Annotated in this window: 24 protein-coding genes; 19 read left to right on the top strand and 5 right to left on the bottom strand. The window is 67.4% G+C overall.

Annotated features, from left to right (window positions below):
• Positions 1-33: 33 nt before the first annotated feature.
• The 6 genes from glyS (at position 34) to ACIGJB_RS02670 (ending at position 5,839) form a co-directional block, all read left to right on the top strand.
• Positions 34-2,166 carry a glycine--tRNA ligase subunit beta gene (gene glyS / locus ACIGJB_RS02695; RefSeq protein WP_483731277.1) on the top strand — a complete coding sequence of 711 codons (2,133 nt, stop codon included), beginning with the start codon at positions 34-36 and terminating at the stop codon, positions 2,164-2,166.
• Between the two features lie 31 nt (positions 2,167-2,197).
• Positions 2,198-2,776 carry a D-glycero-beta-D-manno-heptose 1,7-bisphosphate 7-phosphatase gene (gene gmhB, locus ACIGJB_RS02690; RefSeq protein WP_483731276.1) on the top strand — a complete coding sequence of 193 codons (579 nt, stop codon included), beginning with the start codon at positions 2,198-2,200 and terminating at the stop codon, positions 2,774-2,776.
• Between the two features lie 33 nt (positions 2,777-2,809).
• Entirely contained in the window at positions 2,810-3,562 is a 753-nt protein-coding gene (locus ACIGJB_RS02685; RefSeq protein ID WP_483731275.1) for a lysophospholipid acyltransferase family protein, read from the top strand.
• Positions 3,559-4,410: a M48 family metallopeptidase gene (locus tag ACIGJB_RS02680; RefSeq protein ID WP_483731274.1), complete on the top strand. Its 852-nt coding sequence runs from the start codon at positions 3,559-3,561 to the stop codon at positions 4,408-4,410. Before ACIGJB_RS02685 ends, ACIGJB_RS02680 begins: the two co-directional genes overlap by 4 nt.
• Positions 4,411-4,516: 106 nt before the next feature.
• A complete protein-coding gene (gene gloA, locus ACIGJB_RS02675) occupies positions 4,517-4,924 on the top strand; it encodes a lactoylglutathione lyase (protein WP_483710476.1) in 408 nt (135 codons plus the stop codon).
• A 9-nt stretch (positions 4,925-4,933) separates the two neighbouring features.
• The gene (locus ACIGJB_RS02670; RefSeq protein ID WP_483731273.1) at positions 4,934-5,839 is read left to right on the top strand and encodes a DMT family transporter; all 906 of its coding nucleotides are present in this window, start codon (positions 4,934-4,936) and stop codon (positions 5,837-5,839) included.
• A gap of 70 nt (positions 5,840-5,909) precedes the next feature.
• Here the strand turns inward: ACIGJB_RS02670 and trpS are convergent, their stop codons facing one another.
• From trpS to ACIGJB_RS02645, 5 genes are read right to left on the bottom strand one after another with little or no spacing between them, the layout of a single operon-like run.
• Positions 5,910-6,941, bottom strand: a complete 1,032-nt coding sequence (trpS, locus tag ACIGJB_RS02665) for a tryptophan--tRNA ligase (RefSeq protein WP_483731272.1) — start codon at positions 6,939-6,941, stop codon at positions 5,910-5,912.
• Positions 6,942-6,984: 43 nt separating this feature from the next.
• The gene (rsmA, locus tag ACIGJB_RS02660) at positions 6,985-7,821 is read right to left on the bottom strand and encodes a 16S rRNA (adenine(1518)-N(6)/adenine(1519)-N(6))-dimethyltransferase RsmA (protein WP_483731271.1); all 837 of its coding nucleotides are present in this window, start codon (positions 7,819-7,821) and stop codon (positions 6,985-6,987) included.
• 14 nt (positions 7,822-7,835) lie between these two features.
• Complete coding sequence (gene pdxA, locus ACIGJB_RS02655) at positions 7,836-8,879, bottom strand: 4-hydroxythreonine-4-phosphate dehydrogenase PdxA (RefSeq protein WP_483731270.1); 1,044 nt, start codon at positions 8,877-8,879, stop codon at positions 7,836-7,838.
• Between the two features lie 22 nt (positions 8,880-8,901).
• Entirely contained in the window at positions 8,902-10,392 is a 1,491-nt protein-coding gene (locus tag ACIGJB_RS02650) for a peptidylprolyl isomerase (protein WP_483731269.1), read from the bottom strand.
• 9 nt (positions 10,393-10,401) lie between these two features.
• Entirely contained in the window at positions 10,402-12,831 is a 2,430-nt protein-coding gene (locus ACIGJB_RS02645; RefSeq protein ID WP_483731268.1) for an LPS-assembly protein LptD, read from the bottom strand.
• Positions 12,832-12,991: 160 nt separating this feature from the next.
• Here ACIGJB_RS02645 and ACIGJB_RS02640 point away from each other — a divergent pair, with 160 nt between their 5' ends.
• From ACIGJB_RS02640 to ruvA, 13 genes are all read left to right on the top strand, one after another.
• The gene (locus tag ACIGJB_RS02640; RefSeq protein WP_483731267.1) at positions 12,992-14,026 is read left to right on the top strand and encodes an aminoglycoside phosphotransferase family protein; all 1,035 of its coding nucleotides are present in this window, start codon (positions 12,992-12,994) and stop codon (positions 14,024-14,026) included.
• Between the two features lie 98 nt (positions 14,027-14,124).
• On the top strand, positions 14,125-14,817 hold the full coding sequence (locus ACIGJB_RS02635; protein ID WP_483732240.1) for an AzlC family ABC transporter permease: 693 nt from the start codon (positions 14,125-14,127) through the stop codon (positions 14,815-14,817).
• Positions 14,814-15,137, top strand: coding sequence for an AzlD domain-containing protein (locus ACIGJB_RS02630; RefSeq protein ID WP_211948850.1), 324 nt, complete (start codon positions 14,814-14,816; stop codon positions 15,135-15,137). The genes ACIGJB_RS02635 and ACIGJB_RS02630 overlap by 4 nt, the downstream gene beginning before the upstream one ends.
• A complete protein-coding gene (murU, locus tag ACIGJB_RS02625) occupies positions 15,134-15,877 on the top strand; it encodes an N-acetylmuramate alpha-1-phosphate uridylyltransferase MurU (RefSeq protein ID WP_483731266.1) in 744 nt (247 codons plus the stop codon). Before ACIGJB_RS02630 ends, murU begins: the two co-directional genes overlap by 4 nt.
• A gap of 79 nt (positions 15,878-15,956) precedes the next feature.
• A complete protein-coding gene (locus ACIGJB_RS02620; protein WP_483731265.1) occupies positions 15,957-17,351 on the top strand; it encodes an aminopeptidase P N-terminal domain-containing protein in 1,395 nt (464 codons plus the stop codon).
• Positions 17,348-17,821, top strand: coding sequence for a hypothetical protein (locus ACIGJB_RS02615; protein ID WP_483731264.1), 474 nt, complete (start codon positions 17,348-17,350; stop codon positions 17,819-17,821). Before ACIGJB_RS02620 ends, ACIGJB_RS02615 begins: the two co-directional genes overlap by 4 nt.
• A complete protein-coding gene (locus tag ACIGJB_RS02610) occupies positions 17,802-19,040 on the top strand; it encodes a UbiH/UbiF/VisC/COQ6 family ubiquinone biosynthesis hydroxylase (RefSeq protein ID WP_483731263.1) in 1,239 nt (412 codons plus the stop codon). Before ACIGJB_RS02615 ends, ACIGJB_RS02610 begins: the two co-directional genes overlap by 20 nt.
• A gap of 294 nt (positions 19,041-19,334) precedes the next feature.
• Positions 19,335-20,405: a tRNA dihydrouridine synthase DusB gene (gene dusB / locus ACIGJB_RS02605; protein ID WP_483731262.1), complete on the top strand. Its 1,071-nt coding sequence runs from the start codon at positions 19,335-19,337 to the stop codon at positions 20,403-20,405.
• Entirely contained in the window at positions 20,402-20,635 is a 234-nt protein-coding gene (locus tag ACIGJB_RS02600; protein WP_211948844.1) for a Fis family transcriptional regulator, read from the top strand. The genes dusB and ACIGJB_RS02600 overlap by 4 nt, the downstream gene beginning before the upstream one ends.
• A 22-nt stretch (positions 20,636-20,657) precedes the next feature.
• The gene (gene purH, locus ACIGJB_RS02595) at positions 20,658-22,229 is read left to right on the top strand and encodes a bifunctional phosphoribosylaminoimidazolecarboxamide formyltransferase/IMP cyclohydrolase (RefSeq protein ID WP_483731261.1); all 1,572 of its coding nucleotides are present in this window, start codon (positions 20,658-20,660) and stop codon (positions 22,227-22,229) included.
• Between the two features lie 726 nt (positions 22,230-22,955).
• Positions 22,956-23,501, top strand: a complete 546-nt coding sequence (gene ruvC, locus ACIGJB_RS02590; RefSeq protein ID WP_483710461.1) for a crossover junction endodeoxyribonuclease RuvC — start codon at positions 22,956-22,958, stop codon at positions 23,499-23,501.
• A gap of 81 nt (positions 23,502-23,582) precedes the next feature.
• Positions 23,583-24,740, top strand: a complete 1,158-nt coding sequence (locus ACIGJB_RS02585; RefSeq protein ID WP_483731260.1) for a glycerophosphodiester phosphodiesterase — start codon at positions 23,583-23,585, stop codon at positions 24,738-24,740.
• A 113-nt stretch (positions 24,741-24,853) separates the two neighbouring features.
• Positions 24,854-25,435, top strand: a complete 582-nt coding sequence (ruvA, locus tag ACIGJB_RS02580; protein WP_483731259.1) for a Holliday junction branch migration protein RuvA — start codon at positions 24,854-24,856, stop codon at positions 25,433-25,435.
• The last annotated feature ends 12 nt before the right edge of the window (positions 25,436-25,447 follow it).

Genomic DNA, 25,447 nt, shown 5'->3' with positions numbered 1-25,447 from the left:
GCAGGGCGTGCCACAACTTGTTGGAAACGATTCATGTCGCAACCCATGACCGACTCGCTGCTGATCGAACTGTTCACCGAAGAGCTGCCGCCCAAGGCCCTGTCGCGCCTGGGCGACGCCTTCGCGCAGGGCCTCTTCGCCGGACTGCGCGAGCGTGACCTGCTTGACGACGGTGCCGCCGTCACGCCCTATGCCTCGCCGCGCCGCCTGGCCGCGCTGGTATCCGGCGTGCGCCGCAGCGCGCCGGACCGCGAGCAGCGCGAGAAGGTCCTGCCGCTGACGGTGGCGCTGGACGCCAACGGCGAACCGACCGCGCCGCTGGCCAAGAAGCTCGCCGCGCTGGCCAAGTCCGTCGGCGTGCCGGAAATCGACTGGCAGTCGCTGGAGCGCGCCTCCGACGGCAAGGCCGAGGCCTTCTTCTATCGCTACACCGCCCGGGGCGCGGAACTGGCCGCCGGCCTGCAGGCCGCGCTGGACGACACCATCGGCAAGCTGCCGATTCCGAAGGTGATGAGCTACCAGCGCCCGAGCGGCGACACGGTCCATTTCGTGCGCCCCGCGCACCGCCTCGTGGCCCTGTTCGGCAGCGAGATCGTGCCGGTCTCCCTGCTTGGCCTGCAGGCCAGCAACCTGACGCAGGGCCATCGCTTCCTGTCGCATGGCGTGATCGAGATCCCGCACGCGACGCAGTATGCGGACGCGCTGCTGCAACAGGGCAAGGTGATCGCGAGCTACGCGCAGCGCCGCGAGTCGATCCGCGAACAGCTGCTGAAGGCCGCCGGCGCAGACCGGGTCGTCATGCCGGATGCGCTGCTCGACGAGGTGAATTCGCTGGTCGAATGGCCGGTGGTCTACGCCTGCCATTTCGAGGAAGCCTTCCTGGCGGTGCCGCAGGAATGCCTGATCCTGACGATGCAGACCAACCAGAAGTATTTCGCGCTGACCGACGCCGACGGCCATCTGCGCAACCGCTTCCTGATCGTCTCCAATCTCGCCACGGAAACGCCGCAGTCGATCATCACGGGCAACGAGCGCGTGGTGCGTCCGCGCCTGGCCGACGCCAAGTTCTTCTTCGACCAGGACCGCAAGAAGACGCTGGCGTCGCGCGTGCCGCAGCTGGCGAGCGTGGTCTACCACAACAAGATCGGCACCCAGCTTGACCGCGTGCAGCGCCTGCAGCAGATTGCCGGCCATATCGCCGACGCGCTCAACGCGGCTGGCGTCGCGGTGGATAAAGCCGCCGCCATGCGTGGCGCCGAGTTGGCCAAGGCCGACCTGCTGACCGACATGGTCGGCGAATTCCCCGAGCTGCAAGGCACCATGGGCACGTACTACGCCCGCCACGACGACGAAGCCGAGGACGTGGCGCTGGCCTGCTCCGAGCACTATCGTCCGCGCTTTGCCGGCGACGCGCTGCCCGAAGGCGCCGTCAGCACCGCCGTGGCGCTGGCCGACAAGCTGGAAACGCTGGTCGGCATCTGGGGCATTGGCCTGCAGCCGACCGGCGAGAAAGACCCGTTCGCGCTGCGCCGCCATGCGCTGGGCATCCTGCGCATGCTGATCGAGAAGCCGCTGGCGCTGTCGGTCGACGCGCTGCTCGCGCTGACCCAGCAGGCCTTTGCCGGCGTGCCGGCCGTCAAGGCGGCCCCGGAGGCGATTGCCGATTTCCTCTATGACCGTGTGCGTGGCTACCTGAAGGACAAGGGCTACACCACGAACGAAGTCGAAGCCGTGGTCAGCCTGCGCCCGCAGCAACTGCACGACGTGCTCGGCCGCATGGAAGCCGTGCGCGCCTTCGCCGCGCTGCCGGAAGCTGAAGCACTGGCCGCCGCCAACAAGCGCATCACCAACATCCTGAAGAAGAACGCCGACGCCGCGCAGGACATCGCCGCCGTCAACCCGGCCCTGTTCCAGGAAGATGCCGAGCGCGCGCTGCATGGCGCCATCGAACAGGTGCGCCCGGCCGTGGCAGCGGCCTTCGCCCGCGGCGACTTCACCAGCGCGCTGCGCGACCTGGCCCAGCTGCGCGAGGCCGTGGACGGCTTCTTCGACAACGTGATGGTGATGGCGGAGGACGCGCAGCTGCGCGCCAACCGCCTCGCGCTGCTGGCCTCGCTGCATGCGCTGGCCAACCGCGTGGCCGACATCTCCAAGCTGGCGGCCTGAACCAGGCCGCACGCCGCACCGGAAACCAGACATGCCGCAGACACCGCCCAAATTCATCGTCCTCGACCGCGACGGGGTGATCAACCTCGACAGCGACCAGTTCGTGAAATCGGCCGACGAATGGGTGCCGATCGAAGGCAGCCTCGAAGCCATCGCCATGATGAACCAGGCGGGCTACCGCGTGGTGGTCGCCAGCAACCAGTCCGGCATCGGCCGCGGGCTGTTCGAGATGAGCGCGCTCAACGCCATGCACGAGAAGATGTACAAGGCGCTGGCCCACCTTGGCGGGCGTGTCGACGCCGTGTTCTTCTGCCCGCATACCGCGGCCGACGCCTGCGACTGCCGCAAGCCGAAGTCCGGTCTGCTCGAACAGATCAGCGAACGCTTCGGCATCGAACTCAAGGGCGTGCCCATCGTCGGCGACTCGCTGCGCGATCTCGAGGCCGGCGTGGCGGTCGGCTGCACCCCGCACCTCGTACTGACCGGCAAGGGCCAGAAGACCCTGGACAAGGGCGGCCTGCCGCCCGGCACGCGCGTTCACGACGATCTGCGCGCCTTCGCCCGCTGGCTGGCCGGTGGCGACGCCGCGCCGCGCCCGGCGTCTTCCTGAATTCCCTGCTGACCCCCATCAAGCGCCCCCTCGATGACTTTTTTGCGTTCCCTTCTGTTTGCGCTGTACCTGCTGGTGCTGACACCACCCTACGCAACCGTCTGCTTTATCGTGTTCCCGTTCATGAATGCCGCGCGGCGCTTCGATTTCGTGCGCGGGTGGACCCGCCTTGCGATCGGCGCGGCACGTGTGATTTGCGGCATCCGCTACCAGATCGAAGGGCGGGAGCACATGGACACCATGCTGGACAAGCCCGTGGTGCTGCTCTCCAAGCACCAGTCCGCATGGGAGACCATCGCCTATGTGGCCTTGATGCCCAAGCCACTGTGCTTCGTCTTCAAGCGCGAGCTGCTGCTGGTGCCGTTCTTCGGCTGGACCCTCGGTTTGCTGAAGATGGTGCATATCAACCGCAAGGAAGGCATCAAGGCGTTCTCCTCCGCCGCGCGCCAGGGCCGCGAGCGCCTGGCCGAGGGCGCGTGGATCATCATGTTCCCGGAAGGCACGCGCACGCCGTCGGGCCTGGAGAACCCGCGTTACAAGAGCGGCGGCGCCCGCCTCGCGGTGGAAACCGGCGCATGGGTGATTCCGATGGCCGTCAATTCGGGCCGGGTGTGGCCGCGCAATTCGTTCTTCAAGTACCCGGGCATGATCACGATCTCCATCGGGCCGTCGATCCCGTCGGCCAACAAGACGGCCGACCAGCTCAACCAGGAAGTGCGCGACTGGATCGAGCGCGACATGCGCCGCATCGACGCGCCAAGCTACGCTAGCGGACAGGCCGCATGAGCTTGCTGCGTCCCGCTCCCGATGCCCCCGGCGCACAGCTGGAACTGCCACTGGCCGACAGCGCGCAGGGCATCGTGGCCGGGTCGGCGCCGCAGCCGCCCGCGACTGGATGGCCGGCACCGCAACCGGATGGCCGCCGGCTCCAGGTGGGCGAGCACACGCTGCACTACACCCTCAAGCGGTCGTCGCGCCGGACCATCGGCTTCACGGTCGATGACCGCGGCCTGTCGATCACGGCCCCGCGCTGGGTCACGCTGGCCGATGTCGAGAGCGCCATCCGCGAAAAGCAGCGCTGGATCCTGAACAAGCTTGGCGAATGGCGCCAGCGCGAAACGCGGCGCGTGCTGCCCACGGTGCAATGGCGCGATGGCGCCACGCTGCCGTTCCTTGGGCAGACCATCACGCTCATGCTGGAATCGCCGATCGGCGCGGTGCTGTTCAATGGCGAGACGCTGGTGCTCCACCTGGCCATGCCGGCGCATGCCGACGAGCAGCAGATCAAGGATCGCGTGCAGAGTTGGCTGCAGCAGCAAGCCCGCCGCTTGCTGCCGCAACGGCTCGACCTGTATGCCGAGCGTCTGGGCGTGCGTCATAGCGGATTCGCGCTGACCTCCGCCGCCACGCGCTGGGGCAGCTGCACTGCCGACGGCAAGATCCGCCTGAACTGGCGGCTGATGCACTTTCCGATGTCGATGATCGACTATGTCGCGGCGCACGAGCTGGCGCATCTGAAGGAGATGAACCATGGCCCGCGCTTCTGGGAAACCGTGGAATCGATCTTCCCGGAATTCCGCGATGCCAGGGCACAGTTGCGTGCCCATCCGCCCGAGTTGCTGCCGACGTTCTGAGCGACGGTCCTGCATAGCGGCGGCACGCCCGGCCGCGCCGGTGCGTTTCACGCAAACGCACTAAAATGTCGCATTCCCCTCAAGAACGACCCACAGGGCATCTCAAATGCGACTCCTCCATACCATGCTGCGCGTCGGCGACCTGCAGCGCTCCATCGACTTCTACACCCGCGTGCTCGGCATGCAGTTGCTGCGCGAAAGCGACAACACCGAGTACAAGTACCGCCTGGCGTTCGTCGGCTATGGCCCGGAAAGCGAAACCGCGGTGCTGGAGTTGACCTACAACTACGGCGTCGACAAATACGACCTAGGCACCGCCTATGGCCACATCGCGCTGGAAACCGACAACGCCGCCGCGGCTTGCGACCGCATCCGCGTGGCAGGTGGCAAGGTCACGCGCGAAGCCGGCCCGGTCAAGGGCGGCACCACCGTGATCGCGTTCGTCGAAGACCCGGACGGCTACAAGATCGAACTGATCGAGCGCAATTCCACGCGCGACGCCAGCCGTCCCTGAGCGCGCGGCATGGATGCGCAAACCCTGAGCCGGCGCCCGCTGGACGGCGCCGCGATCGGCCTGATGGTGGTGCTGTGCGCGTCCTGGGGGCTGCAGCAGGTCGTGATCAAGCTGACCGCGCCGCTGATGGGCGCGGTGCTGCAGGCGGGCGTGCGCTCGGCCATCGCGGCGCTGCTTGTGTTTGGCTTTGCCGCGTGGCGCGGCACGCCGATCTGGCAGCGCGACGGTACGCTGCGCGCGGGCTTGCTGGCGGGGTTGCTGTTCGGTGCCGAATTCTTCTGCATCTTCGTCGGGCTCGGCCACACCACGGCATCGCGCATGGCGGTGTTCCTGTACACCGCGCCGATCTTCACCGCGGTCGGCCTGCATTTCGCCGTCGCGGGCGAGCGGCTGCGCGGGGCCCAGTGGCTGGGCGTGGTGCTGGCCTTCTGCGGCATGGTGCTCGCCTTTGCGGACGGCATAACGGCCGCCTCCGCGCATGGCAGCACGCTGGCCGGCGATGCGCTGGGCGTAGTGGCGGGGCTGCTGTGGGCAGCGACCACCGTGGTGGTGCGCGCCACGCCGCTGGCCAGCGCTCCGGCCAGCAAGACCCTGCTCTACCAGCTCGCGGTATCGGGCGTGCTGCTGCTGGCCATGGCCCTGATGGGCGGCCAGGCGGACAGTGTCCAGCTCAACGGCGCAGTGCTCGCCAGTCTCTTCTACCAGTCGGTGCTGATCGCGTTTGCCAGCTACCTGGCGTGGTTCTGGCTGTTGCGGCGCTACCTGGCCTCGCGGCTTTCGGTATTTTCGTTCCTGACGCCGCTGTTCGGCGTCGCCTTCGGCGTGGTGCTGATGCAGGATGCGGTGGGACCGCGCTTTGCGGTCGCAGCCGTGCTGGTGCTGGCGGGGATCGTGCTGGTGAACCGCCGCGGCTGAGATACGCGGTGCGGAAATAAAAAACGCGCGGAGCTTTCCGCGCGTTTTTTTATCGGAGCCTAGCCAGCTTTCAGCGGCTGCCGAACGAGAACATGCCCAGCGCCTCGCGCACCTCGTCCAGCGTCTGCTGGGTGATGGCCTTGGCCCGGTTGGTGCCATCGCGCAGCAGGTCGAACACATAGTCCGGATCCTTGGCGAGCTGTTCGCGGCGCTCGCGGATCGGTCCCAGCAGCTCGTTCAGCACGCTTTCGACGCGGCGCTTGAGCACCATGTCGCCCAGCCCGCCACGGCGGTAATGCGCCTTGAGTTCTTCCACTTCTTCCGTGTTCGGGTCGAAGGCGTCGAGGTAGGTGAACACCATATTGCCCTCGACCTTGCCCGGGTCCGAGACCTTCAGGTGATCCGGGTCGGTGTACATGCTGTGCACGGCCGCCTTGATCTGCTCGGGCGCAGCGCCCAGCGCAATGGCATTGCCCTGCGACTTGCTCATCTTGGCCTTGCCATCGACGCCCGGCAGGCGGCCGAACTTCGGGATCAGCGCCTGGCATTCCTTCAGCACGTCGCGGCCGACCTGGTGGTTGATGCGGCGCACGATCTCGTTGGTCTGCTCGATCAGCGGCGCCTGGTCCTCGCCCACGGGCACGATGTCCGCCTTGAACGCGGTAATGTCCGCGGCCTGCGCCGCCGGGTAGCACATGAAGCCAGCCGGAATGTCCCGGCCGAAGCCGCGCGCCTGGATCTCTTCCTTGATGGTCGGGTTGCGCTCCAGGCGCGATACCGTGACGAAGTTCAGGTACATCAGCGTCAGTTCCGCCAGCGCCGGCAGGTACGACTGCACGGTGATGGTCGTCTTCGCCGGATCGATGCCGACGGCCAGGTAGTCCAGCGCCACTTCGAGCACGTTGCGGCGGACCTTGTCGGGATCGTGCGCGTTGTCAGTCATGGCCTGCGTGTCGGCCAGCAGCAGGTATTGCTCATGCGTGTCCTGCAGCTGCACGCGCGTCTTGAGCGAGCCAATGTAGTGGCCGAGGTGCAGCGGGCCGGTGGGACGATCGCCGGTCAGGATGACGGGTCGCTTGTTGGTTTGCGTATTGGCGGTCATGACGGAAATTCGCGGAAATTTCGGGATGTAATCTATCTTGCGATCAGGCGGCCGGCCGGTCGGACGCGGCACCGCCCAGGCGGCGCGCCAGTTCGACGTACTCGCCGACGGGCACCTCTTCGGCGCGGCGGCCCAGGTCGAAGCCGATGGCCTCGAAATCGACCTGGTCCCGCAGGAACGATAGCGTATTGCGCAGCACCTTGCGTCGCTGCGAGAACGCGGCAGTGACCAGGTCGCCGAGCACGGTGATATCGCAATCGGCATGCGGAGAACGCAGGCGGCCGTCCACCGTGCGCGGCCACGGGATCATGCGCACCACCGCGGAATCGACCTTCGGCGGCGGGTTGAACGAACCCGGCGGCACGTCGAGCACGTGCTCCATGTGGTAGCGCACCTGCAGCATGATCGACAGCCGGCCGAAGGCCTTGCTGCCGGGCTCGGCCACCATGCGGTCGACCACTTCCTTCTGCAGCATGAAGTGCTGGTCGCGCACGTGGTCGGCGTACTCCATCAGGTGGAACAGCAGCGGGCTGGAAATGTTGTACGGCAGGTTGCCGACGATGCGCAGCGGGCGCCCTGCCATCGCCAGCCGGCTGAAGTCGAACGCCAGCGCGTCGCCCGCGTGGACCAGCAGCCGGTCGCCATAGCGGCGGCGCAGCCGTTCGACCAGGTCGCGGTCCAGTTCGACCACCTGCATCTGCGGCACGCGCTCGAGCAGCGGGTCGGTCAGCGCGCCCAGGCCCGGGCCGATCTCGACGAGCACATCGTCAGGCGTCGGATTGATGGCATTGACGATGCCGTGGATGATCGAATCGTCGACCAGGAAGTTCTGGCCGAATCGCTTGCGGGCCACGTGGCCCTGGTGCATGTTTGAACGCATGGAGGATTACACCACTAGTGCGATGCCCTGGCCGTTGCATGCCTGCCGTTGGCATGCCCGGCCATGGTGACCGCACTGCGGATCGCCTCGATCATGCTGCCATGTTCGGCCTGGCCACTGGCGGCCAGGTCGAGCGCGGTGCCGTGGTCGACCGAGGTGCGGATGAAAGGCAGGCCCAGCGTGATATTCACGCCGTGCCCGAACGTGCCGTATTTCAGGGGCGCCAGCCCCTGGTCATGGTACATCGCCAGCACGCAGTCGGCGTCGCGCAGGTGGCGCGGCTGGAACAGCGTGTCGGCCGGGTACGGGCCGCGCGCGTCGATGCCGGCATCGCGCGCTTGCGCCAGCGCCGGTTCGATGATGTCGATCTCCTCGCGGCCCATGTGGCCGCTCTCCCCGGCATGAGGATTGAGACCGGTCACGAGGATGCGCGGCCGCGCAATGCCGAACCAGCGCCGCAGGTCGGCGTCGATGATCGACAGTGTCTGCAGCAGCAGCGGTATGGTCAGCGCGTCGGGCACCGCGCGCAGCGGCAGGTGCGTCGTGGCCAGCGCCACGCGAAGCATGGCGTTGTCATGCGCCGGCTGCGGGCCGGCCAGCATCATCACCACGCGCGGCACGCCGGCCGCCTCGGCAAGGTATTCGGTATGGCCGGTGAACGGCACGCCGGCATCGTTGATCGTGCTCTTCTGCACGGGCGCCGTGACCATGGCCGCGAAACGCGCGGGGCTGCCCTGTTGGGCGCGGCAGCCGGCAATGGCGGCGTCAAGCATCGACAGTACGTAGGGACCGTTGCGCGCATCGAGCCGGCCCGGGTCGCAGGCAACCGCCAGCGGCACGTGATGGACGACCACGTCGCCCTCGGCCAGCAGGCGCTCCCAGGCATGGGCCACGCCGAGCGCGGCGGCGCGCGATGCCAGCAGTTGCGCATCGCCAAGCACATGGTAGCGGCAGTGGCCATTGTCACCCGCGAGCCGCAACAGCGCCCCGATGGTGATGTCGGGGCCGATACCGGCGGGTTCGCCGGTCGAGATAGCTAGCGCAAGCGGGTCGGGCATGTCGGGGTCGTGCGGCGGGGCCTCAGCGCTGTCGGTTGACGCGGTACTCGACGTACGCCGCCGAACGCAGCTGGCGCACCCAGTCATCATAGGCCGCGCGCAGCTTCTGCTCGCGGATTTCGGCACGCGCGAAGTCGCGCTGCTTCTCGGGCGCCATCTCGGTTTCGCGGCGGTTTTCCACCTGGATCAGGTGGACGCCGAACTGCGTCACCACCGGCTCGGAGATCTCGCCGGGGCGCAGCCGGTTCATGGCCTGCTCGAATTCCGGCACCAGCTCGCCCGGCGACACCCAGCCCAGCTCGCCGCCGGCCTGGGCCGAGCCGTCCTGCGAGAAGCGCTTGGCGGCGTCGGCAAAATCACCGCCATGCGTAAGGCGGTCGCGCAGCGTGCCGAGCTGGCGGCGTGCCTCCGCTTCCGGCATGTTCGGGCCGGTGCGGATCAGGATGTGGCGGACCTGGGTCTGCGTGATACGCGAGGCCGCGGCCGGGCTGGAGGCGGCCGCAGCCGGCGCCGCGCGCTTGGCAGTCAGCTTCAGGATGTGGAAGCCATTGGCGCTTTCCACCACCTCCGGCGCGACTGACCCCGGCTGCAGGTCGACCACCGCATTGGCGAAGATGGCCGGCAGGCGGCCGATCTCGCGAAAGCCCAAGGAGCCGCCCTGCGCCGCTTCCGGCGCCTGCGAATTCGCTTGCGCCAGCTGCGCGAAATCGGCCCCGCCCTGCGCTTGCTTGAGCAGCCCTTCCGCCTTGGCCTTCAGCGCCTGCTTCTGCGCGTCGGAGGCATCTTCAGGCACGCGCACGAGGATCTGCGCGACGTTGAACTCGGTCGGCCCGGTCGCTGCCGCGCCCTGGCCACCACGCGCGGCAAGGTAGTTGTCGATCTCGCCGTCATAAACCTGTACCTTCGAGTCCACTTCGCGCTCGCGCAGGCGGATCACCTGCACCTGCTTGCGCAGTTCGTCCCGGTACTTGGTCCAGGTCATGCCGCTGGACTCGACGCGGCTGCGCAGCTCCGTGGGGCTCAGGCGGTTCTGCTGCGCCACCGATTCAATCGCACGGTCCAGTTCCTGGTCGGTCACCTTGATGCCGGCATCCTGCGCGGCCTGGGTCTGCACGCGCTCCATCACCAGGCGCTCGAGCACTTCGCCAAGCAGGTCGGCGCGTGCGGGCGCCGGGCGGTTGGCGGCGCGAAGCTGGCTTTCGATCTCGTCGGCGCGGTCGAGCAGTTCACGCCGCGTGATCACGCTGTTGTTGACCACCGCGACGACCTCGTCAACCAGCTGCGAACGCTTGCCGCTGCTGCCCGGTTGCGGCACGCCAAGCTGCGGCTGGCTCGACGGGACGGCCACGTCCGAGGACTTCGGCACGAAGATGCCGGTGGTGCGCGGCCCTTGCGAAGGCGCCTTGAGCTGGGCCAGGGCCGGCCCGGCCACGGCGGCCAGCACGGCCGACAGCAGCACGCGGCGCCAGGGCGACGAGACCAGGGAAAACACGGCAAATTCTTGACGTTTCATCGTAATCCGTCATTCATAGTGATCGAACTGGGTCGTCGGCACCGGCTTGGCGGTGACAGGTTCGTACCCAGGAACATTCAGGCGCAGGATATCCAGCGGATTCGAGCCGATCTTCGACAGCCCGCGGAACTCCACCTGCAGGAAGATGCGGCCGGTGTAGCCCTGCGAGGTGTTGCGGAAGCGCTGGTAGACCACACGGCCGACCCAGCAGTCGGCGGCATATTCCACGCCGGCCAGCGCATCGACCATCTGGTTGGCGTTCCGGTCGAAGGCGAACCGCCCGATGCCATAGGCGCGCTGGGCAATCGGCCACTGACCGGAAATCTCGAACTGGTCGATGGCGGTATTGTCCGTCACCGACGTGGCGCGCCGGTAGCGGTAGCCCACGTTGAGCAGCTTGCGCGCCTCCGGGCGCCAGGCAAACGCCACGTTCGAGTAATTGACGTGCTCGGAGTCCGGATTGTACTGGATCCCCGCGTCGACGTAGTAGCCGCGGAACAGCTGGATCGTGGTGGCGGCCAGCAGGTCCGAGCTGCCCGCCTTCGGGTCCTGCAGCGTGCCGTTGATCTGCACGCGCTGGCCGGTGAAGTCGTAGCGCTGCGCGATCGTGCCGCGGAAACGTTCCACGCCGGTATCGGCTTCGATCAGGCGCGTGGTCACGCCCGCGGTCAGCTTGTTGTTGTCGGCGACCCGGTCGTAGCCGGTGAACGGGTTCTCGGAGAAGATCTGACCGTAGCCGAAGTCCGACTGCACGGTATCGAACAGCGGGAACTGGCTCTGGTCGCGGAACGGCGTGTAGACATAGAACAGCCGTGGTTCGAGCGTCTGCAGGTAGTTGACCCCGAACAGTCGGCTCATCGTTGGCGCAGTGCGCTCGAAGGTCATGCCGGAATCAAGGCTGACGGTCGGCACCGTCCGCGAGAAATTGGTCTGCGCGGTCGGCGTGTTGCTTTGCGCCTCCATCTGGTATTGCGCCGCATTGAAGATGACCTTCGGCGTCACATACCAGCCCGGGCGCACGATCGGATAGCTGATCGTCGGCTGCACGAACATGCGCTCGCCCTGCGGCTGCTGGAAGCCGTTGGACAGCGGAATGCGGAAGCGCGTGTAATCCGTTTCCACCTGCACATCGAAGCCGCCCAGGTCATAGCGGATGTACTTGCCGTTGAGCTGCGGTTCGCGCTCGTAGGACGGCCCGCTCGGCAGCAGCGTCTGGAACTTCTGCACGCGCGCCAACACCGTGAAGTCCTGCCAGTTGTAGGTGACGCCGCCTTCCTGCGTGTACTGCCGCAGCGTCGATTGCGACACCGTGCGCGTCAGGTCGTCCGGATACTTGTCGTCCGATACGCGGTTCAGGTTCAGGTAGGCGTTCAGCCCCTTGGCAAGGTTCTGGATATGCTGGAACGAGTAGGACCAGCGGTTGGTGCCGGTCTGGCGATCATCCGGCAGGATTTCCGCGCGCAGCCGGCCCGAATAGCCTTGCCCCAGGTACCGGTAATCGCCGCCGAGCATGAAGCCGCGCGACGTCATGATGCGCGGATAAAGCGTCAGGTCGCGGTTCGGCGCGATGTTGAAGTAATACGGCAGCGTGACATCGAGCCCCGATTTCGAGCCGTAGCCGAACAGCGGCGACAGGAAGCCGCTGCGGCGCTCGTCGGTCAGCGGGAAACTGAACACCGGCGCGGCCGCGATTGGCACGTCGAAGAAATGCAGCACGCCGCCGTAGGCCACGCCGACCTGGCGATCGCTGTCCAGGTCGAGCTGACGCGCGCTGAAGTACCAGTCGGCATTGTCGGGCGAACACGTGGTGTACGTGGCTCGCTTGATCACGCTGCGGTCCTTGTCGACGAAATCGATGCGTTCGGCCTTGCCCGTGCCGCCGGTCTGCTGGAAATAGTAGTCGGGCGAGAGCATGTAGCCCTCGTTCGCCTCGATCTTCATGCGCGCCTCGGGGCCCACGGCCAGCGCGCCGCCGCGCGACACGCGGGCATTGCCGTGGACGAAGGCCTCGTCGGTATCCTGGTCGTAGGTCAGCTTGTCGCCCTTGACCACGGCACCGCCACGGCGCAGCTCGGCATTGCCTTCGATTTCCACGCCACGCTCGCTGTAGCCGTTGAGCCGGTCGCCGGACACGAATGCCGGCGGATTCTCGCCGGGCTCGCCCGACTTGGACGGCTCGGCCAGGCGCGGCACGAGTTCGCCGGACACCGTGGGCGCGGGCGGCGCCTGGGGGGCGACTTCGATAAGGGGCTCGGTCTGGTCTATGTCGGGGATGGCGGAACTCGACATCTGCGCGTGCGCGCCCACCGACAGGCCGGCCATGGCCAGCACCAGCGGCCGCAGGGCGCCGGCAGGCAGCCGGCCAGTGCGGCTGGAAGGGCCGGAAAGCGCAGGCGGCTTGTTGGCTCGGTGGTTCGTTGATCGTCGTTGTTCGGTCATGCGAGCGGGTTTTCAGTCACGTCGTCGGTGGCGGCTTGCCTGCGAGCCGCCAGCCCCGTCGAAACAGGCTGCGGGGGCAACCGAAGGCCCCTCCCGGGGGCCGCCCGGCGCCCGGGTCTGGTCGGGTATTATACGGGGCAACCAATACTACCTTTCCGGCATGGCAGCACTTCCTCACGACCCGCGCCTGGACCAGCTCAAATCCTGGGTATCCGGACTCGGTCCGGACTGGTCCGTCGATCCCGACTCCTGCGCTCCCGCTTCGGCCGACGCCAGCTTCCGGCGCTACTTCCGCGTCAGCACGGCCAACGCCGCGCATCCGACCGCCATTGTGATGGACGCGCCGCCCGCGCACGAGGACTGCCGGCCGTTCGTCCATGTCGCGGCGCTGTTCGGCGCCGCCGGCGTGACGGTGCCCACGGTCCTGGCACAGGACCTTGAGCAGGGCTTCCTGCTGCTGGCCGACCTGGGCAGCCAGACCTACCTGTCCCGGCTCGACGATTCCTCCGCAAGCGGCATGTACGCCGACGCCGCGGTCGCGCTGGTGCGCATCCAGGCCGCCACGCGTGCCGGCGAACTGCCGGCCTACGATCGCGCCCTGCTGCAGCGCGAACTGGACCTGTTCCCGCAGTGGTACATCGCGAAACACCTGGGCGCGACGCTCACGGACGCCCAGCAGGCCGACCTGCGCGAAGTGATGGATGTGCTGCTGGCCAACATCCTGGCGCAGCCGCAGGTCTACGTGCACCGCGACTATCACTCGCGCAACCTGATGGTGCTGCCCGGCGGCGCCAACCCCGGCGTGCTCGATTTCCAGGACGCCGTGATCGGCCCCATCACCTACGACGCAGTGTCGCTGTGGCGCGATGCCTATATCGAATGGGATGAGGAGCAGCAGCTCGACTGGCTGATCCGCTACTGGGAGCGCGCGCGCAAGGCCGGGCTGCCGGTGAACGCCGATTTCGGCGAGTTCTACCGCGATTTCGAGTGGATGGGCCTGCAACGCCACCTGAAGGTGCTCGGCATCTTCGCGCGCCTGTACCACCGCGACGGCAAGGACGGCTACCTCGCCAACCTGCCCCTGGTGCTCAAGTACACGCGCCAGGTCGCGGGCCGCTACACGGAACTGCGCAAGCTGATCCGCCTGCTCGACGCGCTCGAAGGCGCCGCGAGCCCGGCCGGCTATACGTTCTGAGCGGGGCTTGCGCAGTGCCCCCGCCGGACCATCCCGACAACCCCGGCGCCATCACGCGCTCGGGCGAATGGTGGGCGGGCGTACGCGCGCTCGCGCCCATGCTGCTGGGCGTGGTGCCGTTCGGACTGATCTATGGCGTGCTGGCGGTCGGCGCAGGCATGCCCGCGTGGCTCGCCTGCGCCATGAGCGCCATCGTGTTCGGCGGCGCTTCGCAGATGATCCTGACGCAACTGTGGTCGGCCGGCACGCCGGCCCTGGTGATCGCCGTCACCGTCGCCATGGTGAACCTGCGCCATGCGCTCTACTCCGCCACCATCGCCCCCACGCTGGCGCACCTGCCGCGCCGCTGGAAAGCGCTGGTCGCCTACCTGCTGACCGACGAAGCGTTTGCCGCCATGACGCACCGGCTGGCCGACACCGGTCCGCGCGCGCGCTACCGCCACTGGTTCTACTTCGGCGGCGGATTCGCGCTGTGGGCCAGCTGGCAGGTGTCGACGCTGGCCGGCGTGCTGGTCGGCGCCCAGGTGCCGCGTGACTGGCCGCTGGACTTTTTCCTGCCGCTGACCTTCATCGGCATTATCGTGCCGGGGCTCAAGCACCGCGCGCAGGTTGCCGCGGCGCTGGTGGCGACGGCCCTGGCGGTGGCGTGCTTCGGCATGCCGCATAAGCTCGGGCTGATGGTCGCCGCACTCGGCGGCATTGCCGCCGGCATGCTGCTGCTCGGCCGTGGCAACCTGTCCGGCGAACGCCCGGCCGGCAAGGACGCCGCCGTCGGCAAGGAGCCGGCATGAACTCGCTGACCTTGCTGTGGGTGTTCATTGGCGCGGGGCTGGCCACCTTCCTGATCCGCCTGTCGTTCATCGCGGTCGAAGGCCGCGTGCGGCTGCCGGCGTGGTTCCGCACCGCGCTGCAGTTCGTGCCGGCCGCCATGCTGTCCGCGCTGATCGCCCCCGACCTGCTGATGCGCGGCGGCGAGCTCTACGTGAGCCCGCTCAACGCGAGGCTGGTCGCCGGCCTGGTCGCGATCGTGATCGCGGCGCGCACGCGCAGCATCGGCTGGACCATCGTCGGCGGCATGGCCGCCCTGCTCGCCATGGAGACCCTGATTTGAAAGCCATGATCTTCGCCGCCGGCCGCGGCGACCGCATGCGTCCGCTGACCGACACCTGCCCCAAGCCGCTGCTGACCGTGGGCGGCAAGCCGCTGATCTTCTGGAAGATCGAGGCACTGGTGCGCGCCGGCCTGCGCGATATCGTCATCAACCATGCCTGGCTCGGCGAGCAGATCGAGGCCGCGCTCGGCGACGGCAGCCGCTTCGGCGCGCGCATCGCCTATTCCGCCGAGGGCACCGCGCTGGAGACGGCCGGCGGCATCGCAAAGGCACTGCCGCTGCTGTCGCAGGCGCCTCACGCGGAGCACGGCGAGATCTTCCTGGCCGTTTCCGGCGATATCTTCTGCGAGTACGACTTCCGCGCCCTGTTGCCGCGCGCCCGCGAGATGGCCGGTGCGCCGGTCCCTCGCATGCATCTGGTGATGGTGCCCAACCCGCCGTTCCACCCGGCGGGCGACTTCTCGCTGTGGCCCGACGGCCGGCTGGCGCTTGACCCGGCGCCGGGTGCCGAGCGCCTGACCTTCGGCAACATCGGCCTGTATGACACGCGCCTGTTCCGCGATATCGCCCCCGGCACCAAGGTGGCGATGACGCCCTGCTATCGCGCCGCCATCGCAGCGGGCGCCGCCAGCGGCGAGCGCTTCGACGGCCGCTGGGAAAACGTCGGCACGCCGGCCCAGTTGGCCGCGCTGAACGACGCCGTCGCCGCGCATGGCACGGCCACCGCGGGCGGCGCCTGAGCCGCCTGCCTGCGCCGCCGGGCCTCCTGCCCGGTCGGCGTTAGAATCTGAGTCATTCCCCCATCCAGTTGGCAATCCTATGTCCGCACCCGATACAGCCCTTCTGGCGTCTTGCCGCGACCGTCGCGCGCGCGTGCTGCAGCACCTGCGCGCCGGCGGCGGTGGCGTGGCCATCCTGCCCACGGCGCCGGAAGCCATGCGCAACCGCGACAGCGACTACCCGTACCGGCATGACAGCTATTTCTATTACCTGACCGGCTTCACCGAGCCCGATTCCGTGCTGGTGCTGGTCGCCGGCCAGGGCACCGAAGCCGACCGCAGCATCCTGTTTTGCCGCCCCAAGCATGAAGAGCGCGAGATCTGGGACGGCTTCCGTTACGGCCCCGACGGCGCCCGCGCGGCCTTCGGCTTCGATGAAGCCCATTCGGTCGAGGAGATCGACGCCATCCTGCCCGGCCTGCTCGCCAACCGCGTGCAGCTGGCGTATCCGCTGGCCGCGTCGACGCGCACCGACATGCAGGTGCGCCGCTGGCTGGATGCGGTGCGCATGCAGGGCCGTGCCGGTGTCGCGGCGCCCGCGGTCGCGCAGGATATCCGCACGCTGCTCGACGAGATGCGCCTGATCAAGGATGCCGGCGAACTGGCCACCATGCGCCGCGCCGGCGAGATCTCCGCGGGCGCCCACGTGCGCGCCATGCAGGCGACCCGCCACGGCCTGCGCGAGTACCACCTGGAAGCCGAGTTGCTGTACGAATTCCGCCGCCACGGCGCGCAGAGCGTGGCCTACAACTCGATCGTCGCGGCCGGGCCCAACGCCTGCGTGCTGCATTACCGCGCCGGCCCCGCCGAACTACGCGACGGCGACCTGTGCCTGATCGACGCCGGCTGCGAGCTGGACGGCTACGCGTCCGACATCACCCGCACCTTCCCCGTGTCCGGACGCTTTTCGCCGGCCCAGCGCGAGCTGTACGACCTCGTGGTGGCCGCGCAGGAAGCTGCGATTGCCGAGACGCGCGTCAGTGTCCCCTATAACGTGCCGCACGATGCCGCGGTGCGCGTGCTCGCGCAGGGCATGCTCGATACCGGCCTGCTCGACCGCAACAAGGAAGGCACGCTCGACGACGTGCTGGCGAGCGGCAGCTACCGGCGCTTCTATATGCACCGCACCGGCCACTGGCTCGGCATGGACGTGCACGACGTGGGCGAGTACCGCGCGGCCGCGCCCGCCGTGGACGGCGAACGCCCGTGGCGGCCGCTGGAGCCGGGCATGGTCGTGACCGTGGAGCCGGGCATCTACGTGCGTCCGGCCGAGGACGTGCCGGAACGCTACTGGCATATCGGCATCCGCATCGAGGACGATGCCGTAGTCACCAGTGGCGACTGCGAGATCATTACGCGCGGCGTGCCGGTCAAGGCCGACGAGATCGAGGCCTTGATGCGCGACCGCAATAGCATTACCGGAGGCAAAGCATGATCGGATGGCTGCGACGACTGTTTCCCGGCGCCGGAACACCGCACAACGCGCCCACGAAACGCCACGTCGATCCGAACGAACCGTTCGTGCTCAACCTCTACGACGACCGCGTGGTGGTGCACCGCCCCGATGGCCAGCGCGAGGAGGTCATGTGGGATTCGCTCGAACGCGTGGTGGTGCGGGTTTCCAGGGCCGCCCCCTGGGCCGGCAAGGCCTGGCTGATCCTGGTGGGCGCCGCCGACAGCGGCCAGGGCTGCGTCGCGCCGATGGACGCGGCCAACGCCAGCGCCCTGCTGGAGCGCCTGCAGGCCCTGCCCGGCTTCAACCAGCAGAAACTCGACAACGCCCTGCGCGATGCCGAGGCCGGCAAGTCGCGCTCCGACGCGATCTGCTGGAAACGCGGCGCGCCCGAGCAGGCGCCGGATCTCAATACGGACGGGAGCGCCGGCAATGACCCAGGCCGAGCCTGAAGTCAGGGATATCGCCATCGTCGGCGGCGGGCCGGTAGGCCTGGCGCTGGCCTGCCAGTTGCTGCTGGCGACCGAATGGCGCATCACGCTCATCGATGCGGCCACGCCAGCGCGGGCGGCCCGCGACCCGCGCGCGATCGCGCTGTCGCATGGCAGCCGGCAACTGCTGGAGCAGGTCGGTGCTTGGCCGGTGGCGGGCACGGCGATCGAACATATCCATGTTTCGCAACGCGGCCATCTCGGCCATGTGAAGCTCCACCATGAAGACTACGGCGTACCCGCGCTGGGCTATGTGGTCCGCTACGGCGAACTGTGCAACGTGCTTGAACGTGCACTGGGGCGCGCCGTCCAGCAGGCCGGTGCCTCCCGCCTGCTGCGCGTCTTCGAGACCCGCATCGACGAGCTGCGGCAGGACCCGCTGATCGGCGGGGACTTCGACGGCCTGGACGCCATGGCCGGCGCCGTGCACCTTGCCGGCACGACGGCCGACGGGCAGGCGGCGCGCTTTGCCGCGCGCATTGCCGTGCAGGCTGAAGGCGGCCTGTTCCACCAGCAGGTCGCGCATGCGGGCCAGGGCGCGCGGCATCGCGATTACGGCCAGACCGCCGTGATCGGGCACGTTGCCTGCTCGCGGCCACGGCCGGGCTGGGCGTGGGAGCGATTCACCGCCGAAGGGCCGCTGGCGCTGCTGCCCTACGACGAACATGGCGTCGACGGCTACGCGCTAGTCTGGTGCTGCCCGCCCGAACAGGCGGCACGCCGGCTGGCGCTGTCCGACGCCGATTTCGCGGCCGAGCTTGGCGAGGCATTCGGCGACCGCCTGGGCCGCTTCACGCTGGCTGGCAAGCGCCACGCGTTCCCGCTCGGGCTCAACGCGGCGCCGGTCACGGTCGACGGCCGCATTGCAGCGGTGGGCAATGCCGCCCAGACCCTGCACCCGGTGGCGGGCCAGGGGCTCAACCTCGGACTGCGCGATGCCTTCGCGCTGGCCGACTCGCTGCGCACGGGCTGCACGCCGCGGGCGCTGCGGACCTTTGCCTCGCGCCACCGCCTGGACCGGGCCGTGACCATCGGCGTGACCGACCTGTTGCCGCGCGCATTCGGCGTCAACTACCCGATGGCCGCCCATGCGCGCGGGGCTTCGCTGGCGGCGCTGGCCTGCCTGGCGCCGCTCAAGCACGCGCTGGCACGGCACATGATGTTCGGCATGCGCCGCTGAAAGGCCCTGCGAAAGCCGCGCATGCGGCTTTCGCCACTTTTCGCCCAGCCGGGCCTATCGTTTTCAGATGCCACCTATTGTCTTGATGCTCAATTCTTGGGCAGCGGCAGTCGTTTGGCGTTAGAATCCAGCCCTCGCTCATGCCCGTGAAGATTGCCGACAGCTGTTTCGGCGCGGGCGTGTTTTTCCGTTTCACTCCAGAACCACGCAGCCGGGCCGACCTGCTCCGCATTGCGCCATGCGCATGCCGCCGGGAGCCGTGGCCGCCGGAATCACCGGAATCGCCGCCTCAACGTGCAGATCGGACCCCATCAGCTTCGCAACAACCTGTTTGTCGCCCCCATGGCGGGCGTGACGGACCGCCCTTTCCGCCAGTTGTGCAAGCAGCTCGGCGCGGGCTATGCGGTGTCGGAAATGGTGGCGTCCAATGCACAGCTCTGGAAGAGCGAAAAGACCATGCGCCGGGCCAACCATGCCGGCGAAGTGGAGCCCATCTCGGTCCAGATCGCCGGCGCCGAGCCGGCCATGATGGCCGAGGCCGCCCGCTACAACGTCGACCGCGGGGCGCAGATCATCGATATCAACATGGGCTGCCCGGCCAAGAAGGTCTGCAACGTGGCCGCGGGCTCCGCGCTGCTGCAGAACGAGCCGCTGGTGGTGCGCATCGTCGAGGCCGTGGTCGGTGCCGTCGGGGATCGTGTCCCGGTCACGCTGAAGATTCGCACCGGCTGGAACCGCGAGAACCGCAACGCCCTGCGCGTCGCGCGCATGGTGGAAGACGCTGGCATCAGCATGCTGACCATCCATGGCCGCACGCGGGCCGACCTGTACCACGGCGACGCCGAGTACGAGACCATCGCCGCGGTCAAGGCCACCATCGGTATTCCGGTGGTCGCCAACGGCGATATCACGACACCGCAAAAGGCAAAGCAGGTGCTGGCGCTGACGGGCGCCGACGCCATCATGATCGGCCGTGCGGCGCAGGGCCGGCCGTGGCTGTTCCGCGAGATCGAGCACTTCCTGGCCACCGGCGAATCGCTGCCGCCGCCGGAGGTGGCCGAGATCCGCGCCATCATGAACGCGCACCTGGAAGACCACTACGATTTCTACGGCGAGTTCACCGGCGTGCGTACCGCGCGCAAGCATATTGCGTGGTACACGCGCGGACTGCGTGGCGCGAACGTGTTCCGCCACCGCATGAACACGCTGGAGAGCACCGGCGAACAGCTTGCCGCGGTCAATGCGTTCTTTGACGAGCAGGCGCAGTGGTCCGACCGGCTGGTCTATGTCGATGAAGCCGGTGCGGGCGAGGGGGAAGATGAAACGGACAACAACAACAAAAAAGGGGAGTTGCTTGCCGCATGAGCCGCAACGCTATCGACCAGTGCATCCGGGACAGCCTGGACAGCTACTTTCGGGATCTGGATGGCGAAGAGCCGTCCAATATGTACAACATGGTGCTGGAGGCCGTCGAGCGCCCGCTGCTCGAAGCCGTGATGGTGCGCGCCGAGCGCAACCAGTCGCTGGCCGCCGCCTACCTGGGCATCAATCGCAATACGCTGCGCAAGAAGTTGCAGCTGCACGGTTTAATTTGAATTTGAAGCGTTTCGCACAGCCATGATCAAGCAAGCTCTCCTTTCCGTTTCCGACAAGACCGGCATCGTCGAATTCGCGCGCGAACTGAACGCGCTCGGCGTCACGCTGCTTTCCACCGGCGGTACCGCCAAGCTGCTGGCCGACAGCGGCCTGCCCGTCACGGAAGTGGCCGACTACACCGGCTTCCCCGAGATGCTCGACGGCCGCGTGAAGACGCTGCACCCGAAGGTGCACGGCGGTATCCTGGCGCGCCGCGACCTGCCCGAGCACATGGCCGCGCTGGCCGAGCACAATATCCCGACGATCGACCTGCTGGTGGTGAACCTGTACCCGTTCCAGCAGACCGTGGCCAAGGATGACTGCACGCTGCCGGACGCGATCGAGAACATCGACATCGGCGGCCCGACCATGCTGCGCTCGGCGGCCAAGAACCACCGTGACGTGACCGTGATCGTCGATCCGGCCGACTACGCCGTGGTGCTCGACGAAATGCGTGGCAATGGGAACAAGGTCGGCTACGACACCAACTTCCGCTTGGCCACCAAGGTGTTCGCGCACACCGCGCAGTACGATGGCGCGATCACCAACTACCTGACCAGCCTGGGTACCGACAAGTCGCACCAGGGCCGCAGTGCCTACCCGCAGACGCTGAACCTGGCGTTCGACAAGGTGCAGGAAATGCGCTACGGCGAAAACCCGCACCAGTCGGCCGCGTTCTACCGCGACCTGAAGGCCGTGGATGGCGCGCTGGCCAACTACGTGCAGCTGCAGGGCAAGGAACTGTCGTACAACAACATCGCCGACGCCGATGCGGCGTGGGAATGCGTGAAGTCTTTCGACGTCTCGACGCCGGCTTGCGTGATCATCAAGCACGCAAACCCGTGCGGCGTGGCTGTCGGTGCGAATGCGCTGGAAGCGTATGACAAGGCTTTCAAGACCGACTCGACTTCGGCCTTCGGTGGCATCATCGCCTTCAATGTGGAACTCGATGAAGCTGCGGCGCAGGCCGTGGCGAAGCAGTTTGTCGAAGTGTTGATCGCGCCGTCGTTCAGCGCCGCTGCGCGCGCCGTGTTCGCGCCCAAGCAGAATGTGCGTCTGCTTGAGATCCCGCTTGGCAAGGGTGTCAACCAGTATGACTTCAAGCGCGTGGGCGGCGGTCTGCTGGTGCAGGGCCCGGATGCCAAGAACGTGAAGCCGTCGGAACTGCGCGTGGTGACGCGCCGCCATCCGACGCCGAAGGAAATGGATGATCTGATGTTTGCATGGCGGGTTGCCAAGTACGTCAAGTCGAACGCCATCGTGTTCTGCGGCGGCGGCATGACGCTCGGCGTCGGCGCCGGGCAGATGAGCCGGGTGGATTCGGCGCGCATCGCCAGCATCAAGGCACAGAATGCGGGGCTGACCCTGGCCGGTTCGGCGGTGGCGTCGGATGCGTTCTTCCCGTTCCGCGACGGGCTCGATGTGGTGGTGGACGCTGGCGCGACTTGCGTGATTCAGCCGGGTGGGTCGATGCGGGATGATGAGGTGATTGCGGCGGCGGATGAACGGGGTATTGCCATGGTGCTGACTGGCACGCGGCATTTCCGCCACTGATTTGATTAGGTTGTCGTGCTTGGCATGCGCCGCTGTTTCGGCGGCGTAGCCGCCGAGTCACTTTTTGTCCGAGCGACAAAAAGTAACCAAAAAACGCGTCGCTTGCCCTAACGGGCGAATATTGATCGTAGCGTGCGAAGAATTTCGTACGGGTATTCGCTTCAGAGCATGCCCGGCTGCCTGCCGCGTGGAGCGCGTCCGTATGCAGGCTCTCCGACAATGATTGAACGAGCCCCGAACCTGTCCGTGGCCCGGGCTCTCCAGCTATATCGCATCATCGCCTTCGGCTGCGCTACGCGCGGCTCAGTAGTCTGAGCGCGCAGGCCGGAGCTGAAGACCAAGACAATGGCCCGTGTCAGTGTGCGGCAGCAATGGTGATGCGCCAGCTAACAGACTAGTGAGCCGCGTAGCAGCCGTAGGCGATGATGCGACAGCGTTGGCAGTGTCGGGCCACGGACAGGTTCAGGGCTCGTTCAATCATTGTCGGAGAGCCTACATGCGGGTGCGCACCATGCGGCAGGCAGCCAGGCAGACTCTGAAGCGAATACCCGTACGAAATTCTTCGCACACTACGATCAATATTCGTCCGCTAGGACAAGTAAACGCGTTTTTTGGTTACTTTTTGTCGCTCGGACAAAAAGTGACTCGCCGGCTCCGCCGGCGAAACAGCGGCGCCTGCCAAGCACTCCCCCATCCCAAATAGCCCCAAAAACCAGCCCTCCCCAAATGCGCATTTTAGGCATCGACCCCGGCCTCCGCACCACCGGCTTTGGCGTATTAGAAAAGCATGGCAACAAGCTTTCCTACATTGCCTCGGGCACCATCAAGAGCAATGGGGACACTGACCTGCCTGCGCGCCTGAAGACGTTGTTTGACGGCATCAGCGAGGTAGCCCGCACTTACGCCCCGGACTGCGCGGCGATCGAAAAGGTGTTCGTCAACGTCAACCCGCAGTCAACGCTTCTGCTAGGCCAGGCCCGCGGCGCGGCGATCTGTGGGCTGGTGGGGCAAGGCCTCCCGGTATTCGAATACACCGCCCTGCAACTGAAAGTAGCCGTAGTCGGCTATGGCCGCGCCAACAAGGAGCAGGTGCAGGAGATGGTGATGCGACTGCTGAGCCTGCCGGGGCGTCCGAGCACCGATGCCGCCGATGCTCTCGGCGTCGCCATCTGCCACGCCAACGGCGGCGACACGCTGGGCACGCTGTCCGGCCTGGCCCCCGACCTCGTCCGCAAGGGCATGCGCGTGCGCCGCGGGCGGCTGATCGGCTGACAAATACCGCGGCAAGAGCCCAACACTCCCGTCTCTTACAATCGAGGGCATTTGCCGCGCGGCGGCCACGAACCCTCAGCCATGCTCCGCTTCCGAATCTGTCTTCCCGCAACCCTGGCAACCATCATGCTGGCCGGCTGCGCCACGAAGCTGCCCCCGCCTTCCGCACCCAAGCCTACCACCGCAGCCAAAGAAATCCCCGCGCCCGCACCGGCCAGCAAACCGCTGGTCATCGCGCACCGCGGCGCCAGCGCGCTGCGCCCCGAGCACACATTGGCCGCGTATGCCAAGGCCATCGAAGACGGTGCCGATGTCATCGAACCCGATCTCGTCATCACCCGCGACGGTGTTCTCGTGGCGCGCCATGAAAACGAAATCAGCGGCACCTCCAACGTGGCCGAGATGCCGCAGTTTGCCGACCGCAAGCGCACCAAGATCATCGACGGCGAACGCCTGACCGGATGGTTCACCGAGGACTTCACGCTGGCCGAACTCAAGACGCTGCGGGCCCGCGAGCGCATCCCGAAACTGCGCCCGGCCAATGCCCGCCTCAACGACCAGTTCGAGATCCCGACCTTCGACGAGATCGTGCGGCTCGCCGAACAGGCGTCGCTGCGCACCGGCCGGCAGATCGGCCTGTATCCCGAACTGAAACACCCGAGCTACTTCCGCGGCATCGGCAAGCCGCTTGAAGACAAACTGCTCGAGGCACTGCGCGGCCAGCCCTACCTGCGCGAGGCGCCCATCTTCATCCAGTCTTTCGAGGCCGGCGCCCTGCGCGAGGTGCGCCGGGCCCTGGGCAACGGCATGCCCAATGTCAGGCTGGTGCAACTGATCGGCAACCCGAAGCAGACCCCGCCCGACTGGCGGCTGTCCGGCGACACGCGTACCTATGCCGACATGCTGACCCGGACCGGCCTGCGCGAGGTAGCTACCTATGCCGACGGCATCGGACCCGAGAAGAACAGCGTGGTGCCGCGCGATGCGCACGGCGGCCTGGGCGCGCCTTCCGCCGTCGTGCGCAACGCGCATGCGGCCGGCCTGCTGGTGCATCCCTATACGTTCCGCCCCGAGAATGCCTTCCTGCCCAAGGCCTTCCAGACTGGCGGAGACGCCGCCACGCGCAGCCCCGCGGGCATGGTGCGCGAGGTGGAGGCCTTTGTCGCCGCCGGCGTGGACGGTGTCTTCACCGACGACCCCGCGCTCGGCCGGCGTGCCATCGACGCCGGGAACCCGTGAGGGGCGGAGGCGCTGCTGGGCTACACTTGCGGCCTTCCGCAGGACCGCAAGACCGCAAGACCGTTGAACCGACCCCGCCCCCTCCCCTTACCCCTAAAGCAAACCCAAACACCATGATCGGACGCATCGCCGGCACCCTTGTCGAGAAGAATCCTCCGCACCTGCTCGTGGACTGCCACGGCGTCGGCTACGAGATCGATGTGCCGATGAGCACGTTCTACAACCTGCCCGCGACCGGCCAGCCGGTGACGCTGCTGACCCAGCTCATCGTGCGCGAGGACGCGCACCTGCTCTACGGCTTCGGCACGGCGACCGAGCGGAATACGTTCCGCGAGCTGATCAAGATCACCGGCATCGGCGCGCGCATGGCGCTGGCGGTGCTGTCCGGCATGTCCGTGCAGGAACTGGCGCAGGCCATCACGCTGCAGGAAGCCGGGCGCCTCACGCGCGTGCCGGGCATCGGCAAGAAAACCGCCGAACGCCTGCTGCTCGAACTCAAGGGCAAGCTCGGCGCGGAACTCGGCCATGCGCCGGGCGCAACCCCCATGCATGACAACGCGGTCGATATCCTCAACGCGCTGCTGGCGCTCGGCTATTCGGAAAAGGAGGCCGCCGCGGCCATCAAGCAGGTGCCCGCCGGCACGGGCGTTTCAGATGGCATCAAGCTGGCGCTGAAGGCCCTGTCCAAGGCGTGAAGCGTAAAATAG

Source organism: Cupriavidus sp. C2SS-8b, from assembly GCF_057073745.1.
Note: the sequence above shows the minus strand (reverse complement) of the source record. Positions and strands in the feature narration are given on the sequence as shown.

Excerpts from the sequence above, each read along its gene's own strand:
- ruvA (WP_483731259.1), top strand. The coding sequence starts at position 24,854 with ATGATCGGACGCATCGCCGGCACCCTTGTCGAGAAGAATCCTCCGCAC.
- ACIGJB_RS02670 (WP_483731273.1), top strand. The coding sequence starts at position 4,934 with ATGGATGCGCAAACCCTGAGCCGGCGCCCGCTGGACGGCGCCGCGATC.
- purH (WP_483731261.1), top strand. The coding sequence starts at position 20,658 with ATGATCAAGCAAGCTCTCCTTTCCGTTTCCGACAAGACCGGCATCGTC.
- ACIGJB_RS02610 (WP_483731263.1), top strand. The coding sequence starts at position 17,802 with ATGACCCAGGCCGAGCCTGAAGTCAGGGATATCGCCATCGTCGGCGGC.
- ACIGJB_RS02585 (WP_483731260.1), top strand. The coding sequence starts at position 23,583 with ATGCTCCGCTTCCGAATCTGTCTTCCCGCAACCCTGGCAACCATCATG.
- rsmA (WP_483731271.1), bottom strand. The coding sequence starts at position 7,821 with ATGCGTTCAAACATGCACCAGGGCCACGTGGCCCGCAAGCGATTCGGC.
- ACIGJB_RS02650 (WP_483731269.1), bottom strand. The coding sequence starts at position 10,392 with ATGAAACGTCAAGAATTTGCCGTGTTTTCCCTGGTCTCGTCGCCCTGG.
- ACIGJB_RS02615 (WP_483731264.1), top strand. The coding sequence starts at position 17,348 with ATGATCGGATGGCTGCGACGACTGTTTCCCGGCGCCGGAACACCGCAC.
- ACIGJB_RS02635 (WP_483732240.1), top strand. The coding sequence starts at position 14,125 with ATGCTGCTGGGCGTGGTGCCGTTCGGACTGATCTATGGCGTGCTGGCG.
- ACIGJB_RS02685 (WP_483731275.1), top strand. The coding sequence starts at position 2,810 with ATGACTTTTTTGCGTTCCCTTCTGTTTGCGCTGTACCTGCTGGTGCTG.
- ACIGJB_RS02600 (WP_211948844.1), top strand. The coding sequence starts at position 20,402 with ATGAGCCGCAACGCTATCGACCAGTGCATCCGGGACAGCCTGGACAGC.
- ACIGJB_RS02630 (WP_211948850.1), top strand. The coding sequence starts at position 14,814 with ATGAACTCGCTGACCTTGCTGTGGGTGTTCATTGGCGCGGGGCTGGCC.
- ACIGJB_RS02680 (WP_483731274.1), top strand. The coding sequence starts at position 3,559 with ATGAGCTTGCTGCGTCCCGCTCCCGATGCCCCCGGCGCACAGCTGGAA.
- ACIGJB_RS02640 (WP_483731267.1), top strand. The coding sequence starts at position 12,992 with ATGGCAGCACTTCCTCACGACCCGCGCCTGGACCAGCTCAAATCCTGG.
- ACIGJB_RS02620 (WP_483731265.1), top strand. The coding sequence starts at position 15,957 with ATGTCCGCACCCGATACAGCCCTTCTGGCGTCTTGCCGCGACCGTCGC.
- ruvC (WP_483710461.1), top strand. The coding sequence starts at position 22,956 with ATGCGCATTTTAGGCATCGACCCCGGCCTCCGCACCACCGGCTTTGGC.
- glyS (WP_483731277.1), top strand. The coding sequence starts at position 34 with ATGTCGCAACCCATGACCGACTCGCTGCTGATCGAACTGTTCACCGAA.
- trpS (WP_483731272.1), bottom strand. The coding sequence starts at position 6,941 with ATGACCGCCAATACGCAAACCAACAAGCGACCCGTCATCCTGACCGGC.
- gloA (WP_483710476.1), top strand. The coding sequence starts at position 4,517 with ATGCGACTCCTCCATACCATGCTGCGCGTCGGCGACCTGCAGCGCTCC.
- pdxA (WP_483731270.1), bottom strand. The coding sequence starts at position 8,879 with ATGCCCGACCCGCTTGCGCTAGCTATCTCGACCGGCGAACCCGCCGGT.
- gmhB (WP_483731276.1), top strand. The coding sequence starts at position 2,198 with ATGCCGCAGACACCGCCCAAATTCATCGTCCTCGACCGCGACGGGGTG.
- ACIGJB_RS02645 (WP_483731268.1), bottom strand. The coding sequence starts at position 12,831 with ATGACCGAACAACGACGATCAACGAACCACCGAGCCAACAAGCCGCCT.